10 protein-coding genes are annotated in these 14,195 nt (G+C 66.4%); 3 read left to right on the top strand and 7 right to left on the bottom strand.

Going from position 1 to position 14,195, the window contains the following annotated elements; genetic code table 11:
• Positions 1 to 5: 5 nt before the first annotated feature.
• Complete coding sequence (locus CIT37_RS13605) at positions 6 to 812, top strand: SDR family NAD(P)-dependent oxidoreductase (protein WP_038971955.1); 807 nt, start codon at positions 6 to 8, stop codon at positions 810 to 812.
• A 13-nt stretch (positions 813 to 825) separates the two neighbouring features.
• Here the strand turns inward: CIT37_RS13605 and CIT37_RS13610 are convergent, their stop codons facing one another.
• Genes CIT37_RS13610 through CIT37_RS13625 form a run of 4 tightly spaced genes read right to left on the bottom strand, consistent with a single transcriptional unit; the run spans position 826 to position 5,110 of the window.
• Positions 826 to 1,524, bottom strand: coding sequence for a molybdate ABC transporter substrate-binding protein (locus tag CIT37_RS13610; RefSeq protein WP_095425693.1), 699 nt, complete (start codon positions 1,522 to 1,524; stop codon positions 826 to 828).
• Positions 1,521 to 3,647 carry a xanthine dehydrogenase family protein molybdopterin-binding subunit gene (locus CIT37_RS13615; RefSeq protein ID WP_095425692.1) on the bottom strand — a complete coding sequence of 709 codons (2,127 nt, stop codon included), beginning with the start codon at positions 3,645 to 3,647 and terminating at the stop codon, positions 1,521 to 1,523. Before CIT37_RS13615 ends, CIT37_RS13610 begins: the two co-directional genes overlap by 4 nt.
• 2 nt (positions 3,648 to 3,649) lie before the next feature.
• On the bottom strand, positions 3,650 to 4,120 hold the full coding sequence (locus tag CIT37_RS13620; protein WP_095425691.1) for a (2Fe-2S)-binding protein: 471 nt from the start codon (positions 4,118 to 4,120) through the stop codon (positions 3,650 to 3,652).
• A 15-nt stretch (positions 4,121 to 4,135) separates the two neighbouring features.
• Entirely contained in the window at positions 4,136 to 5,110 is a 975-nt protein-coding gene (locus tag CIT37_RS13625; RefSeq protein WP_161966393.1) for a tripartite tricarboxylate transporter substrate binding protein, read from the bottom strand.
• A 234-nt stretch (positions 5,111 to 5,344) separates the two neighbouring features.
• Here CIT37_RS13625 and CIT37_RS13630 point away from each other — a divergent pair, with 234 nt between their 5' ends.
• On the top strand, positions 5,345 to 7,435 hold the full coding sequence (locus CIT37_RS13630; protein ID WP_095425690.1) for a molybdopterin oxidoreductase family protein: 2,091 nt from the start codon (positions 5,345 to 5,347) through the stop codon (positions 7,433 to 7,435).
• On the opposite strand, the gene CIT37_RS13635 is transcribed toward CIT37_RS13630, so the two are convergent.
• Positions 7,432 to 8,823 carry a caspase family protein gene (locus CIT37_RS13635; RefSeq protein WP_173015799.1) on the bottom strand — a complete coding sequence of 464 codons (1,392 nt, stop codon included), beginning with the start codon at positions 8,821 to 8,823 and terminating at the stop codon, positions 7,432 to 7,434. The genes CIT37_RS13630 and CIT37_RS13635 overlap by 4 nt on opposite strands.
• Positions 8,824 to 8,991: 168 nt before the next feature.
• Here CIT37_RS13635 and CIT37_RS13640 point away from each other — a divergent pair, with 168 nt between their 5' ends.
• Positions 8,992 to 9,774, top strand: a complete 783-nt coding sequence (locus CIT37_RS13640; RefSeq protein ID WP_095425689.1) for an enoyl-CoA hydratase/isomerase family protein — start codon at positions 8,992 to 8,994, stop codon at positions 9,772 to 9,774.
• Between the two features lie 981 nt (positions 9,775 to 10,755).
• On the opposite strand, the gene CIT37_RS13645 is transcribed toward CIT37_RS13640, so the two are convergent.
• Both CIT37_RS13645 and CIT37_RS13650 read right to left on the bottom strand, forming a co-directional pair.
• Positions 10,756 to 11,184: a GlcG/HbpS family heme-binding protein gene (locus tag CIT37_RS13645; RefSeq protein ID WP_018319272.1), complete on the bottom strand. Its 429-nt coding sequence runs from the start codon at positions 11,182 to 11,184 to the stop codon at positions 10,756 to 10,758.
• Positions 11,177 to 14,185 (bottom strand): FAD-binding and (Fe-S)-binding domain-containing protein, encoded by a 3,009-nt coding sequence (locus CIT37_RS13650; RefSeq protein ID WP_161966536.1) that lies wholly within the window; start codon positions 14,183 to 14,185, stop codon positions 11,177 to 11,179. The genes CIT37_RS13645 and CIT37_RS13650 overlap by 8 nt, the downstream gene beginning before the upstream one ends.
• Between the last annotated feature and the right edge of the window lie 10 nt (positions 14,186 to 14,195).

Raw genomic sequence — 14,195 nt, forward strand, 5'->3', positions numbered from 1 at the left:
TATCAGTGACTGACTATCGCAAGCTCTTTGATCTCACCGGCAAGACGGCCGTGGTGCTCGGCGCCGCATCGGGCATCGGCAAATCGTCGGCCGAGGCGCTGGCTGGGCTCGGGGCCCGCGTCGTCTGCGCCGATCGCGCGCTTGACGCCGCGGAGGCGACCGCCGCCGGGATTCGCGACAAGGGCGGCTGGGCGGAAGCAGCCAGCTGTGACGCCGCGAGCGCTGCGGACGTCAATGCGCTGGCCAAAACCGTGATGCAGAAATTTGCCCGGCTCGACATCGCGGTGACCACGCCCGGGCTCAACATCCGCAAGACCATCCTCGACTACACCGAGGAGGACCTCGACCGTGTCCTCAACCTCAACGTCAAGGGCACGGTGTGGTTCTTCCAGGCGTTCGGCCGCATCATGGTCGCGCAAAAGGGCGGCAGCATCATCGCCTGCTCGTCGGTGCGCGCGGTGACCATCGAGCCGGGCCTCGGCGTCTACGGCTCGACCAAGGCGGCCATCGGCCTGCTGGTGAAGGGCTTTGCCTCCGAGGTCGGCCATGCCGGCGTGCGCGTCAACGCGATCGCGCCGAGCATCGCCGAAACCGCGCTGACCGGCCCGTTCAAGCAGCGCCCCGACATCTACAATCTCTACGCCGGCCACACCGTGTTCAACCGCTGGAGCAGCGCCGACGAGGTCGCGACCGCAGTGGCCTATCTCGCTTCGGACGCCGCCAGCTATGTCAGCGGCAGCACGCTGTTCGTCGATGGCGGCTGGACCGCCGTCGACGGCCCGCCGACAGGCCTCACCCAGCTGCACAAATAGGGCGTCATCGGCTCTAGCCGGTAAAGCCAGCGCGCTGGCGCAGGTCCTTCCGATCTGCGCCGGTCAGCAACGCGATCAGCGCGGCCGCCTCTGTCGGATGCGCTGCCCGCATTGTCACGCCGGCCGTGTACATCGTCACGAGTTCGCAGCCGGGCGGCAGCGCCCCCGACAATGCAATGCCGTCTGTCGCGATGATCTCGGTCGCCTGCGTGCATCCGATCGGCTTTGCCGCGCCAGATGCCGCGAGCTCCCGCATCGCGGTTGCACCGTTCGGAAATATCTTCAGGCGCGATGCCACCTCATAGCCGATGCCGAGCTGGTCCAGCACTTTTGCGAAATGCTGGCCCGCGGTCGAGGCCTTGGTGTCGGGGACATAGATTGCATCGGCGCCGCGCAGCACGTCGCGCAGATCGGCCTCCGTCTTCACCGTCACCTTGAGATCGCGGCTGCGGACCGCCAGCGCGGTCTCGACCCGGCCGACATCCGTGATCGATGAGGGGACGATGAGCTTCTCCTCGGCAAGCCTCGCAAGCAGTGCCTGCGTCAGGATCACAAGATCGGCCGGCGTGCTCGCGCGCAGCTTGTCCGCCATCACGCCGACCGCGCCGAACTCGCCGGCGATACCGAGGCCGGTTTGCGCCTTGAAAGCGTCGGTGACGCCGCGCACCAGGCCTTGTGCCGCGCCGCCGCTCAAAACGTTCACTGTCGTCAAGGCGCACGCTCCATCGCTGCAATGATCTTGTCGCGCGTGATCGGCAGGTCGCGCACACGCACGCCGAGGCAATCATACACCGCATTGGCGATCGCCGCCGTCACCGGGCCGTGCGCGGCTTCGCCGGCGCCGACCGGCTCGATCTCCGGCCGCTGGATGATCTCGACGTCCACGGCCGGCACCTCGCTGAAGGTCAGGATCGGATAGTCCGTCCAGGAGGTCGAGGTGATGCCGGTGCGGTCGAACCGGACGCGCTCCTTCAGCACCCAGCTCGTGGCCTGGATCGCGCCGCCCTCGATCTGGTTGACCACGCCGTCCGGATTGATGGCCTCGCCGACGTCGACTGCAAGCGTCAGCCGCTTGACGCGGATGTCGTCGGTGCCCTCGATCTCGGCAATCGCAGCGCAATAGGCGCCCATGTTCTTGTAGCGGGCAAAGCCGACGCCGTGACCGATGCCGGGCTGCTTCTGCGGCTTCCATGCGGCGCGTCGCGCCGCAGCGCTGATGACATCGTGCGCCCGCTCGTCACGCAAATGCCGCAGACGGAACGCGATCGGATCTTCGCCGCGCAGGGCAGCGATCTCGTCGAGCAGGGACTCGATGGCGAACACGTTGCCTTGCCCGCCCAGCGTCCGCAGCGCCGAGGTGCGCACCGGCATGGTCAGCAGCCGGTGGCTCGTGATCGTCCAGGCCGGGAAGTCGTAGAGCGGGACGGAGTTGCGGTCGCCGCCGCCGCCATTGGCGGCCGGCGGGTTTGTCGAGATCATGCGGGGATAGGGATTGGCGATCTCGGTTGCGGCAAGCAGCGCCGGCTGCGCCGCGCGTCCCGGCCTTGCTGCATGGCCGTTGCTCCAGATCGCGTGGCGCCAGCCGGCGATCTCGTTGCCTGCATCGAGATCGGCCTCGATCTCGATGGCCATCGCCGCCCCAAAGGGCGCGTGGGACATCTCGTCGTGCCGTGACCACTGCACGCGCACCGGACGGCCACCGGCCGCCTTCGCCAGCAGCACGGCGTCGAGCGCGACGTCGTCGGCCGCATTGTGTCCGTAGCAGCCGGCGCCCTCGATGTGCTCGACGACGATGTTCTCGGCCGGCAGCTTCAGCACGATCGCGAGATCGGCGCGCAGGAGGTAGACGCCCTGGCTGTGCGTCCAGACATGGACACGGTCACTATCCCATCGGCCGATGGCGCAGGACGGGGCGATCGAGGCGTGGGCGATGTAGGGGCGGGTGTATTGCCGGCGGAGGGTCTGGACGGGCTTGCGCGCCGGCTCCGCCATCCTGGTGTCGATGATGCTGCTCTCGACCGGCTGGCTCTTCAAAAAGCCCGCCAGATCGTCTTCATCGGGCAGCGGCTCGCCCGCCGACCATGTCGCGCTCTTGCGCAAGGCCTTGAGCGCTGCGTCCGCGGCCGCCTCGTTGTCGGCGACCACGCCGGCAAAGCCGCCGTCGCGGACGATCGCAATGAGGCCGGGGACTGCGCGTGCAGCCTCCTCATTAAGTGCGATCAATTTGGCGCCCGAGATATCCGGCCGCAGCACCCGTCCGTGCACCAGTCCCGGCAGCGCAAGGTCGTGGATGAAGCGCGGTCGCGCGAACACCTTGTCGGGAATGTCAACACGCTGGACCGAATGTCCGGCGACGGTGCGCCCGGCGGCACTCTTCGCTGTCGGGCCTGCGGTGACGTCGTGGTCGAGCGAGACCTCGTCCATCAACTCCCAATAGCTGGTCCTGACATTGCCGGGACCAGAGATGGTGCCGTCGTCGACATCGAGCAGCGATGCATCGACTCCGAGACGTTCCGATGCCGCGCGAAGGAAGCGCTGGCGTACCTCGGCACAGACCTGACGCAGCGCGCGGCCGGACTGCTGGATCGAGAGACTGCCGGAGGTGACGCCTTCGTTCGGGCTCGTCGCCGTCGAGGCACGGATCATGTCAATGCGGCCGATCTCGACATCGAGCTCGTCCGCCGCGATCTGCGCCAGCGCCGTGACGATGCCCTGGCCGATCTCGACCTTGCCGGGCGAGATCGCCACACGGCCGCCATCGGTGAATCGCAGCCATGACGACAGCTTGGGATTGGCCACGAGGCTCACCGGCAGATTCGGGGCAGGGGATGGCATGCTCATGACGCCGCCATCTCCGCCGCCGCACGCAGCACGGCGCGGACCATGCGGTTATGCGACCCGCAGCGGCACAGATTGCGATCCAGTGCGGATCTGACCTCTGCCTCCGTCGGTGACGGATTGCGCTTGAGCAGCGCCGCGGCGCTGACGAGAATTCCTGCGACGCAATAGCCGCACTGCATCGCCTGTCCGGCGATGAAGGCACGTTGCAGCGGGTGCGGCTGCTCCACTGTCCCGAGGCCTTCCACCGTGACGACGTCCTTGTCCGCGACCGACCACATCGGCATGTCGCAGGAGGTCATCGCGCGATCACCGACCATGACGTGACAGGCGCCGCACTCACCGGCGCCGCAGCCGAAATGCGGACCGGTGACGCCGAGCCGGCCGCGGAGCACATCGAGCAGCGCCTGGTCAGAATCGGTTTCGACGACGACGGTCGCGCCGTTGAGCCGGAATTGAATGGTCGGCATGATCGCTCTGCGGCCTCAGGACTTGTCGAACTTCTTGACGACGTCGGCCCATTTCTCGATGTCGCCGCGCAGGAATTTGTCGAACTGTTCCGGCGTCATCGACATGGGCACGGCGCCCTGTTCTGTCCAGAGCTTGACGATGTCGGGCCGCTTCACCATTGCGTTGACGGCTGCTTTGAGCTTGTCGATCACGGGCTTCGGCGTGCCGACCGGCGCCATCAGGCCGAGCCAGATCGTCGCCTCGTAGCCTGCTACACCGGCTTCGCCTGCTGTCGGCACGTTCGGCAGCACGGTCGAACGCTCCTTGCCGGTGGTTGCGAGCGCGCGAACTTGATTTTCGCCGATATTCGGCGCCATCGCCGGCACCGCGTCGATCATCATCTGCACCTGTCCGCCGATCACGCCGCTGCGCGCCTCGCCGCTGTTGCGATAGGGAACGTGCACGACATCGATGCCGGCCATGGCTTTGAACAGCTCGCCGGCCATGTGGTAGGGCGTGCCCTGACCGGAGGAGGCGTAGTTCAGCTTGCCCGGCTGCGCCTTGGCGAGCGCGATGAACTCGGCCAGCGTCTTCGCCGGGACTTGCGGGTTCACCACGATGACGAGATCGGAATAATTCACCGGCGCGATCGGCGCGAGGTCGCGCATCAGCTCATACTTGCGCTTGTCCGCCGTCAGCAGCGATTCATTCGCGGTCTGGGTGTTGGACATCATCAGCAGCGTGTAGCCGTCGGCCGGCGACTTCACAGCTTCCACCGTGCCGATGACGCCGCCGGCGCCGGTGCGGTTCTCGACCACGAAGGGCTGACCAAAACTCTCCTGGAGCACGTTGCCGATCAGCCGGGCGGCGACGTCGGCCGGCCCGCCCGCGCCGAACGGCACGACAATCCGGACCGAATGGCTGGGATAATCCTGCGCGAATGAGGGGGCTGCGGAGACTACGGCAAGCAAGCCGGCCGCCAATGCCAGCACGGATCGTCGGGCGATCATGCCCACCTCCCTGATATCGTTCTTGTTGGCCGGCACTGTAGCGGCAGGGAATGCGGACTGTCGACGCCTCACAAAGCCGATCGCATCAGGGAATATCGGGCGGTTTTCGGTGTGACCGCGCCGCCTTCGCGGCTGCAGCAGGAACCCGCGGCGCGCGCGCCTTGAGCAAATCGCATGGGCCGTGCCGGATAAATGCGCTCGGCTGGCTGGTATTTTGGTGTTACGAACTGGGCCATGAACCAGCACGCCAAAATCGAAATCCGCCATTCGACCTGTCCGCATGATTGCCCCTCGGCCTGTGCCCTCGATGTCGAGGTGGTCGAAGGCCGCAGCATCGGCCGTGTCCGCGGTTCGAAAAAGCAGACCTACACGGCCGGCGTCGTCTGCGCCAAGGTCGCCCGTTACGCCGAGCGCATCCATCACCCCGAGCGGGTCACGTTTCCGATGCGCCGCGTTGGGCCGAAGGGCTCGGGGCAATTCGCGCGCATCTCGTGGGACGAGGCGCTGGACGAGATCGGGCATCGCTTCAATCAAGCCGAACGCGAATTCGGCGCGGAATCGATCTGGCCCTATTACTACGCCGGCACGATGGGCCTCGTGATGCGGGACGGGCTCAACCGTCTCACGCATGTGAAAAAGTATTCGCGCTTTTATCAGACCATCTGCGCCAATGTCGCGCGCATCGGATTCGCGATCGGCACCGGCAAGATCGCCGGCGTCGATCCGCGCGAGATGGCGCTGTCCGACCTCGTCGTGATCTGGGGCACCAATCCCGTCAACACCCAGGTCAACGTGATGACGCACGCCTCCCGTGCGCGCAAGGAGCGCGGCGCGAAAATTGCGGCGGTCGACATCTACGACAACGAGACCATGAAGCAGGCTGACATCAAGATCATCCTGCGGCCCGGCACCGACGGCGCCTTCGCTTGCGGCGTGATGCATGTCCTGTTCCGTGACGGTTACGCCGACCGCGGCTATCTGGACAAATACACCGACTGCCCCGCCGAGCTCGAAGCGCATCTGGAGACGCGCACGCCGGAATGGGCGTCCGCGATTTGCGGCGTTCCGGTGGCGGAAATCGAAGCCTTCGCGAAAGCGGTTGGCGAGACCAAGCGCACCTTCTTCCGCTTTGGCTACGGCTTTACGCGCAGTCGCAACGGTGCCACGCAGATGCACGCGGCAAATTGCATTCCCGCGGTGACCGGCGCCTGGCAGTATGAGGGCGGCGGCGCCTTCTTCAACAATTACGCGCTGTGGCATTTCAACGAATCCATCATCGAGGGCCACGACGCCATCGACCAGAGCATCCGTGCGCTCGACCAGTCCAAGATCGGCCGCATCCTCACCGGCGATTCCGAGGCCCTGCGCGGCAAGGGGCCGGTCAAGGCGATGCTGATCCAGAACACCAATCCGATGACGGTGGCGCCGGAGCAGGCGCTGGTCCGGCAGGGCTTTGCGCGCGAGGATCTGTTCGTCGCGGTGCACGAGCAGTTCATGACCGAGACGGCGCAGATGGCGGACATCGTGCTGCCGGCGACCATGTTCATGGAGCATGACGATCTCTATTACGGCGGCGGCCATCAGCACATCTCGGTCGGACCGAAGCTGATCGACCCGCCCGGCGAATGCCGCTCCAACCACGAGGTCCTGCAAGGGCTGGCGCCGCGGCTCGGCGCAAAACATCAGGGCTTCGAGATGACGCCGCGCGAGCTGATCGACGCGACCTTGAAGCTCAGCAACCACGGCGACATCGGCGGTCTCGAAGCGGACCTCTGGCGCGACCTGCAACCGGACTTCCGCACCTCGCATTATCTCGACGGCTTTGCCCATGCGGACGGGAAATTCCACTTCAGGGCCGATTGGGCGCATCCGCCGTTCGGCGTGACCATGGGCGATTTCGACAAGATGCCGTCGCTGCCGGACCATTGGGCGGTGATCGAGCACACCGACCAGACCCATCCGTTCCGGCTCGCGACCAGCCCCTCGCGCAGCTTCCTCAACACCACCTTCAACGAGACGCCGTCCTCGCAGGCACGCGAGGGCAAGGCGAGCGTGATGATCCATCCCCTGGATGCCGCCGCGCTCGACATCGCCGACGGCGATGCGGTGACGCTCGGCAATCCCCGCGGCGAGACCACGCTGGTGGCGACGCTGTTCGACGGCGTGCGGCGCGGCGTGCTGATCGCGGAGTCCGTTCATCCCAACAAGAACCATATCGGCGGCCGCGGCATCAACATGCTGACCGGCGCCGAGGCCGTGGCGCCGATCGGTGGGGCCGCGTTCCACGACAACAAGGTCTGGATCAGGAAAGCCGCTCCCGTCTAAGGAGTGCATTCCGTGACGCCGTATCCTGCGAACTCCTTCGCAATGTTCGGGTTCATGGACTTTGCCTGCGCGATATCGGTGGCGCCGTCACCGCCGCTCCTGCGGGTGGCGATGCCGCGGCCGAACAGCGACGATGACGAGCGCGGGTTGCGCTGGATCGCGTCGGTGTAGTCCTTGATCGCCTCAGCGGTCCGGCCGAGCTTGAGGTTGACGAGCCCGCGGCTGTCGAGTGCATCGCTCAATCCAGGATCGACCTGGAGCGCCAGATTGCAGTCGGCGAGCGCGCCCTGCAGATCGCCGGTCGCGGCGCGCGTCCAGCAGCGATTGTTGAGCGCCTCGCCATCCCCGGGATTCCTGCGGATCACGACGTCGAAATCCTGCATGGCGAGCGCGTAGGCGCGCTTGATCGCGTAGACTTGGCCGCGCTTGTAACGCGAGGCGACGTCATTGGGATTCGCCGCGATCTTGCGGCTGAGATCGGCGATGACGGGATCCCTGGCGAGATCGTCCGCGCTCGGGAGCGGCTCTGCCTGCGGCGCCTCGCAGACCGGTTTCTGCGGCTCGGGTTTCTGAGGCTCCGGCTTGGTCGGGTCGCCGGCCTTGGTGTCGGGCGGCCGCGTCACTGAACCCGCGAACGAGAATTCCGTGGTCAGCGAGGACGACAGCCACGGCACCTGCTCGCGCTTGGTGGCGGCGACGACGCCGTTCTTGGTGTTGGTCAGGGCCTGCTCGGCGCTGATGTTCGGCGCGCGCATCTCGCGCAGCAACTCGGCGACGAACAGGCCATGCTCGGTCTTGCCGCTGGCCGCGACCGCACCGAGCGCGGCGGAGTAGAGCACGAGCGAATTGCTCGGCGCGATCGCCGGCGCAAGGCCCGCCGAATAGCGGCGGAAGCGCCGTTCGAACGGGTTGCGGCGCGAGGCGTCGATCAGCGCGATCTTGATCGCAGCGCCGCGCGTGTTCATCTCGGCGAGGATAGTATCAAGGCTGAAGCCGTCGCGTGCCACATCCGGCTCGGTCCAGATCTGCGCGTCGACCGGAAGCAAATAGGTCTGCCGGTTGGACTGGATGGCAAAACCGTCGAAGAAGATCAGCGCCACCGCGCCGCGTTCGATCCGGGCATAGAACCGATCCAGCACCTGCCGCATGGCGTCGGCCGTGAGATTGTTCTGCCGGTCGACGACGAAGCCGTCGCGCTTCAATTCTTCAGTGACGTCCTGGGTGTCGTTGGCGACCTCGTTCAGCACGAACTCGTTGTCGGGGTATCTTGCGTTGCCGATCACCAGCGCCAGCTTCGCGGCATCAGCCGCGTGGCTTGCGCGGCCTGCGCCCAGCGCGAGCAAGCCTGTCAGCAACAAAATCATCGCGGCGCGCATGAAATGGCTCATCGGTGATCAAAATCTCCAGTCAGGATAGCGGCCGTCACCCGCAATTCAATCGCCGAGCGAATTTGCGCCCACACGCTATGGTGACACGGCGTTGCAGATTGCCCTTGCGCGCGCCGCCCGTCCTGCCGCAAATGGCTGCAAAACGGATGGCAAGGAAGCGAGCGTAGCATGACCGACACCACAGCAATCATCACCGAGAAGCGCGGGCAGGCGTTCTGGATCACCATCAACCGGCCGGAGAAACGCAACGCGCTGAACGGCGAGGTCATCGCCGGCATCACCAAAGGCTATCGCGACGCGCATGACGACAAGGACGTCCGCGTCATCGTGCTGACGGGCGCGGGCGACAAGGCGTTCTGCGCGGGCGCCGATCTGCAGAATTCCGGCGCGGCTTTCGCGATGGATCATTCCAAACCAAATGTCGACTATGCCGATCTGTTACGTTTGTCACAGAACGCCACCAAACCGGCGATTGCGCGGGTCGGCGGCGTCTGCATGGCCGGCGGCATGGGCCTGCTCTGCATGACCGACATGGCGGTCGCGGCCGATCACGTCGTCTTCGGCCTGCCGGAGGTGAAGGTCGGCGTGTTCCCGATGCAGGTGCTGAGCCTGTTGCAGAACATTGCGCCGCCGCGCCTCGTCAACGAATGGGCGCTCACCGGCGAGCCGTTCGATGCCAAGACGGCGCAAGCCGCGGGTCTGCTCAACTACGTCGTGCCCACCGCCGAGCTCGATGCCAAGGTCGACTGGCTGATCGGCCGCATCGTCGACAAATCCCCGACCGCGATCCGCCGCGGCAAATACGCCATGCGCGCCATCGCCTCGATGTCGTTCGACGAGAGCATCGCCTACACCGAAAGTCAGATCGCGCTGCTCTCGATGACCGAGGACGCCAAGGAAGGGTTGAAGGCGTTCAGCGAGAAGCGGAAGCCGGTCTGGACGGGACGGTGAGGGGGCTCGCTCTCGTGTCCCGGACGCGCTGCAACGCTCTTGGCGTTGCGGCGCAGAGCCGGGACCCAGGAGGCGGCAAAGTAGGCGGCGAGATGGGCCCCGGCTCTGCAGCGCACCGCCGAAGGGGTGCTGCGCTGCGTCCGGGGCACGAGGGTGTGCTCAACCAACTTCACATCTCGAACAGCAGACACGCCTTCGCCTTCCCGCGGCGCATTTCGCCCGGGGTTTGCTTTCGCTTCACGCCCTGTCCGAGGAAAGGGCGCAGGGAAGGCCGGGCGCCGGCTGGCACCCGCAAGACTCCCGTGCAAGAATGATGCACACGCAAGGCACAGGAGAAATACAGGGCAGCCCAACGTCCGGCCTTCCCTGCGCAGTGGTTTGACGGCTTATGCGTGCTCTCCCCGGAGACGAGTTCTGTCTTGCCTCCGTCACTTCCGCGAAAGTCACGGACGCGCCTCGGTCGAAGCGACGCCGCATTCGCGGGGCTTGACCGTAGCAACGACGGCCAGGACCACACGGTTTTGCCGTACGCAGGCTTCCCGCTCTGCCCCAGGGCGTCTTCGCCCAAGGGCCTGGCAGGCATCGAGCGCCGTTCGTACAACGCGGCTTGCGGGACGCTCACAGGGTTCGGCTCAATCCATCGCCCCGCCCTGCGTCTCACATCCGCGACGGCGCTGCCCAGCGTCCACCGCAGCCCGATCCGCGGTTCGTGACGACGTACGACCGCCCCTTGTCACGGGATCAGGATGGGGCGACAATGCGATAAATCAGAAATTCGGTAAAGGCGAATATTTTGGGATGTGACGGTTGACCGAGCGATGGGTGTTTCGCCCGTCGGGTGGCGCAAGGGCTTGTAGGTGTCGTAGGGTGGATTAGCGTCAGCGTAATCCACCACTGTCTGTCCCGCAGAAGCAGAAGAGGTGGGTTACGCCCTGCGGCCGCGCTTTGCGCGCCCACAGGGCTAGCCCACCCTACGGGACCTTACCCCGCGTTCGGCTTCAGCCCCGCGGCCTGGATGCCCGCCACCGCGCAGGCCTCGTCATTGTCGGAGGTGTCGCCGGAGACGCCGACGGCGCCGAGCAGCGTCGCGCCGTCCATGATCAGGACGCCGCCGGGGACCGGCACCAGCGCGCCCTTGGCGATGGTGTTCACGGCGTCGATGAAAAAGGCCTGCTCCTGGGCGCGCTGGAACAGCGCGCGCGAGCCCATGCCCATGGCGAGCGCGCCATAGGCCTTGCCATGCGCGATCTCGCCGCGCATCAGGCTGGTGCCGTCCTGCGCAGCGGCGAGCTTGAGCACGCCGCGCGCGTCGAGGATGGTGACGACCAGCGGCTTCAGCTTGAGTTCGCCGGCCTTCGCGAAGGCGGCGTCCAGGATCTTGCGGGCGGTGTCGAGGGTGAGGTCAGCCATGGCTGGTTTCCTTTGCAGCAGTTGAGGTGGAATTGGTTTCAGTACGATCGAGGCTCATCGCCAGCACGCGCGCGACGTGAAGCGCCTCGCGCCGGGTGCCGTCATGGATCTGGTGGCGGCAGGAGGTGCCGTCGGCGACGACGAGAGTCGTCGGGTCTGCGCGCCGCACGGCCGGCAGCAGCGACAGCTCGGCCATCTCGATCGAGGCATCATAGGTGTCCGCGCCATAGCCGAACGCGCCGGCCATGCCGCAGCAGCTCGACTCGATGGTCTCGACCGCGAGGCCCGGGACGAGCCGCAGCACCTGCTCGACCGGCTTGAAGGCGCCGAAGGATTTTTGATGGCAATGGCCGTGCACGACGGCCTTGTGAGCGATGGTGCCGAGCGGCAGTTGCAGCCGGCCGGCCTCGGCCTCGCGCACCAGAAATTCCTCGAAGGTCAGCGCGTGCGCGCCGACCGCCTTGGCGTCGTTGTCCTTGCGCAGCGAGGCGAGCTCGTCGCGCAGCGTCAACAGGCAGCTCGGCTCGAGGCCGACGATCGGCACGCCGCGCGCGGCAAAGGGCGCAAAGGCAGCGACCAGCCGATCGAGCTCGACCCTGGCTTCATCGACGAGGCCTGCGGACAGGAAGGTGCGGCCGCAGCAGAGCGGACGGCTGCCGCTGGTGGGCTTCGGCAGGTGAACGCGATAACCGCCGGCCGCGAGCACGCGCAGCGCGGCATCGAGGTTCTCGCGCTCATAGATGCGATTGAAGGTGTCGGCGAACAGCACGACCTCGCGGCCATCAACCGGCCCAACCACTTCGGTCGCCGGCGCAAACACGTCGTTGCGGAAGGCGGGCAGGGCGCGGCGTGCGCTGATGCCGGCGAAGCGCTCGAACAGCTTTCGGAGCAGCGAGCTGCGGTTGCGCAAATTGGCCAGCGGCGCGAAGCGCGCGGCAAGGCCGGCATAGCGCGGCAGATAACCCACCAGGCGGTCGCGCAACGTCAGGCCGTGGGAGGCGGCGCGCGCGGCCAGCACCTCGATCTTCATCTTGGCCATGTCGACGCCGGTCGGGCATTCGTGGCGGCAGGCCTTGCAGGAGACGCAGAGTTTCAGCGTTTCCATCATCTCGTCGGAGGACAACGCATCCGGGCCGAGCTGGCCGGAGATCGCGAGCCGCAAGCTGTTGGCGCGGCCGCGGGTGACGTCCTTCTCGTTGCGCGTGGCGCGGTAGGACGGGCACATCACGCCGCCCTCGAGCTTGCGGCACGCGCCGTTGTTGTTGCACATCTCGACCGCGCCCTGGAAGCCGCCGCCGGCGCCGGGATAAGCCGACCAGTCGAGCTTCGTCTTCAGCTCGCCGACCCGATAGTCGGGCTTGAAGCGGAACAGCGAGCGGTCGTCCATTTTGGGCGCATCGACGATCTTGCCGGGATTGAGCACGCCATCGGGATCGAAGCGCTGCTTGACCTCGCGGAAGTCGGCGACGAGACGCTCGCCGAACATCGTCTCGTGGAATTCGGAGCGCACCAGGCCGTCGCCATGCTCGCCGGAATGCGAGCCCTTGTACTCGCGCACCAGCGCGAAGGCCTCCTCGGCGATGGCGCGCATCGCCTTGACGTCCTTCTCCAGCTTCAAATTCAACACCGGGCGCACGTGCAGGCAGCCCTCGGAGGCGTGCGCATACATCGTGCCGCTGGTGCCGTGCTTGGCAAACACCTCGTTCAGCCGTGCGGTGTAGTCGGCGAGGTGCGGCAGCGGCACGGCGCAGTCCTCGACGAAGGAGACCGGCTTGCCCTCCTGCTTCATCGACATCATGACGTTGAGGCCGGCGGCGCGGAAATCCGCGATGCCGCTCTGCAGCGCGAGTTCGGTGATCTCGACCACGCCGCCCCATTTGCGTTTGTCGTTGGTCCAGCCGAAGCCGAGATCGCCCATGAGCTCACCGAGCTGCTTCAGGCGCACGAGGTTGTCCGCCTGGTCTTCTTCGGCGAACTCGACGACCAGCACGGCGTCCGGATCGCCCTTGATCGCGGCAGAGATGATGGGGCGGAACATCGCGATGTCGCGGCCGAGCGCGAGCATGGTGCGGTCGACCAGCTCGACCGCGATCGGCTTCAGCTTGACGAGATGCTGGGCCGCATCCATCGCCTCGTAGAAGCTGCCGAAATGACAAACGCCCAGCGCCTTGTTGCGGATCACGGGCCACAGCTTCAGCTCGACCTTGGTGGTGAAGGCCAGGGTGCCCTCGGAGCCGACCAGGAGGTGCGCCATGTTGTTGCGCGCATTGCGCGGCACCAGCGCATCGAGATTGTAGCCGCCGACGCGGCGCTGCACTTTTGGAAAGCGCGCCGCGATCTCGTCGGCCTCGCGCGTGCCGAGATCGAGCATGTCGCGGAACAGGGCGCGGGCGCTGTTGCCCGCGTCGAGATCGGAGAGATCGCGCGAGACCTCGCCGTAACGGCCGAGCGTGCCGTCGGCAAGCGCGGCCTCCATCGATAGCGTGTTGTCGCGCATCGTGCCGTAGCGGAGTGAGCGTCCGCCGCAGGAATTGTTGCCGGCCATGCCGCCGATGGTGGCGCGCGAGGCCGTGGAGACGTCCACCGGGAACCAGAGACCGTGCTTTCTGAGCTGCCGGTTGAGATCGTCGAGGACGATGCCGGGCTCGACCACGCAGGTGCGGCCTTCGACGTCGAGCGAGAGGATGCGGTTCAGGTGTTTCGACAGATCGACCACGATCCCGTCATTGACGGTCTGGCCGCATTGCGAGGTGCCGCCGCCGCGCGGGGTGACCTTGCGCCCCTCATCGCGGGCGATCGCCAGGGCCAGCAGGGCCTCGTCCATGGTCTTGGGCACGACCACGCCGGCCGGCACGATCTGGTAGAACGAGGCGTCGGTGGCGTAGCGGCCACGGCTGAAGCGGTCGAACAGGACATCGCCGGTGATTTCCCGGGCCAGGCGTGCCGCCAGGCCGTCCTTTTCAGCCGATTCCGGTGATTTTCCAGCCACTTCCGCCGCCATGATCCGCTTT

This window comes from Bradyrhizobium ottawaense, from assembly GCF_002278135.3.
GTDB classification, from domain to species: Bacteria; Pseudomonadota; Alphaproteobacteria; order Rhizobiales; family Xanthobacteraceae; genus Bradyrhizobium; species Bradyrhizobium ottawaense.

Bases quoted from the DNA above. Each gene is read 5' to 3' on its own strand.
- CIT37_RS13645 (WP_018319272.1), bottom strand. From the start codon at position 11,184: ATGGCTGACCTCACCCTCGACACCGCCCGCAAGATCCTGGACGCCGCC.
- CIT37_RS13635 (WP_173015799.1), bottom strand. From the start codon at position 8,823: ATGAGCCATTTCATGCGCGCCGCGATGATTTTGTTGCTGACAGGCTTG.
- CIT37_RS13640 (WP_095425689.1), top strand. From the start codon at position 8,992: ATGACCGACACCACAGCAATCATCACCGAGAAGCGCGGGCAGGCGTTC.
- CIT37_RS13625 (WP_161966393.1), bottom strand. From the start codon at position 5,110: ATGATCGCCCGACGATCCGTGCTGGCATTGGCGGCCGGCTTGCTTGCC.
- CIT37_RS13630 (WP_095425690.1), top strand. From the start codon at position 5,345: ATGAACCAGCACGCCAAAATCGAAATCCGCCATTCGACCTGTCCGCAT.
- CIT37_RS13650 (WP_161966536.1), bottom strand. From the start codon at position 14,185: ATGGCGGCGGAAGTGGCTGGAAAATCACCGGAATCGGCTGAAAAGGAC.
- CIT37_RS13620 (WP_095425691.1), bottom strand. From the start codon at position 4,120: ATGCCGACCATTCAATTCCGGCTCAACGGCGCGACCGTCGTCGTCGAA.
- CIT37_RS13615 (WP_095425692.1), bottom strand. From the start codon at position 3,647: ATGCCATCCCCTGCCCCGAATCTGCCGGTGAGCCTCGTGGCCAATCCC.